Genomic DNA, 1,372 nt, shown 5'->3' with positions numbered 1-1,372 from the left:
GTCTCGCTCTGCCGCCGCCACTGGCGCGAAGCGGCAGGCGATCTGCGCAGCACCAAAGCGGCGGAATAAGCCGCCCGGGAAGATCCGGCGCAATCTGTGCTATACTCCTTCGGACCACTTCCAAAGGAAGCTGTCATGACGTTGCGCGACCCGCTGGCCGGCAAGCTGCGCTTTCACCTGTCCATCATGATTGGCGCCTGCATTGCCGGTGCAGCCGTCATCACCGCATTTGTAATGGGGTTCTATTCCGTTAGGGCCATTCTGGTCTGCGCCGCCATCGGTGCAATTCTGGCCTGGCCTGCGGGCACCTGGGCCACCCGCAAGATCAAGCGCGAAGATCCCGCCTGGGACCACCGCCATGACAAGCCCAAAGACGCCTGAGCCGGGGCGGCTCAGGCTGGGATCGTTTTATACCCGGTTGGGCAGCGCTGCGCCGGCCAGGAAGGCCGCGGCATTGTCCAGCGCCATATGGCCCATATCACTGCGCACTTCCTCGGTGGCGGTGCCCAGATGCGGCAGCAGGGTGGCGTTATCCAGATCGATCAGCGTCTGCGGGACCTTGGGCTCGAACTCATAGACATCCAGACCCGCACCGCCGATGCGGCGGTTCTGCAGTGCGTCGATCAGCGCCGCCTCCTCCACCACTTCGCCGCGGGCGATGTTGATCAGATGCGCGTGGCCTTGCATTGCATTCAGCACCTCAGCATTGATCAGATGCGTGGTCTCAGCCCCGCCCGGCACTGCCACCACCAGGAAATCCACCTGCCCGGCCAGATCAATCAGGCTCTCGGCGCGGTCGGCAGGGAAGTCGAGATCCTTTGGCGAGCGCGCCACATAAGACACATCCATGCCAAAGCCGTAATGGCAGCGACGCGCAATCGCCTGGCCGATGCGGCCCATGCCGGCGATGCCGACGCGTTTGCCGGTGGCGTGCAGCCCCAGCATCTGGGTCGGGTGCCAGCCCTGCCAATCGCCCTTGCGCAGCAACCGCTCACCTTCGGAGGCGCGGCGCGCCGACATTAGGATCAGCGTCATCGCGATATCCGCGGTGGCATCGGTCACGGCACCCGGCGTGTTGGTCACCTCGACACCCGCGGCACGCGCGGCCTCGACATCAATGTGGTTGTAGCCAACGCCGAAGTTGGCCAAGAGTTTGCAGCGCGGTGTGCCCGCCTTGGCAAAGATCTCCGCCGAGAACCTGTCGCCCAGCGTCGGCACGACAATGTCGAACTCGGACAATGCGCGCAGCATCTCCGCCTCATTCATCACCGCGTTGGTTTCGCGGATTTCCAGATCAGCAAAGGCCTCCCGCGCCCGTGCCGTCACCGCTGCCGTCATCGGCCGCGCAATCCAGATTTTCATTTCAGTGCAT

Annotated in this window: 2 protein-coding genes; one reads left to right on the top strand and one right to left on the bottom strand. The window is 64.0% G+C overall.

Annotation, left to right across the window (positions count from 1 at the left end):
* The first annotated feature begins 135 nt into the window (after positions 1 to 135).
* Entirely contained in the window at positions 136 to 381 is a 246-nt protein-coding gene (locus A2I95_RS38220) for a LapA family protein (protein ID WP_035920011.1), read from the top strand.
* A 27-nt stretch (positions 382 to 408) separates the two neighbouring features.
* On the opposite strand, the gene A2I95_RS38215 is transcribed toward A2I95_RS38220, so the two are convergent.
* On the bottom strand, positions 409 to 1,362 hold the full coding sequence (locus tag A2I95_RS38215; RefSeq protein ID WP_291737624.1) for a D-glycerate dehydrogenase: 954 nt from the start codon (positions 1,360 to 1,362) through the stop codon (positions 409 to 411).
* Between the last annotated feature and the right edge of the window lie 10 nt (positions 1,363 to 1,372).

The organism is Leisingera sp. F5, from assembly GCF_001593695.1.
The sequence above is the reverse complement of the archived record's forward strand: the minus strand, read 5'-3'. Positions and strand labels throughout refer to the sequence as shown.

Coding starts and splice junctions, on each gene's coding strand:
- A2I95_RS38220 (WP_035920011.1), top strand. CDS start 136: ATGACGTTGCGCGACCCGCTGGCCGGCAAGCTGCGCTTTCACCTGTCC.
- A2I95_RS38215 (WP_291737624.1), bottom strand. CDS start 1,362: ATGAAAATCTGGATTGCGCGGCCGATGACGGCAGCGGTGACGGCACGG.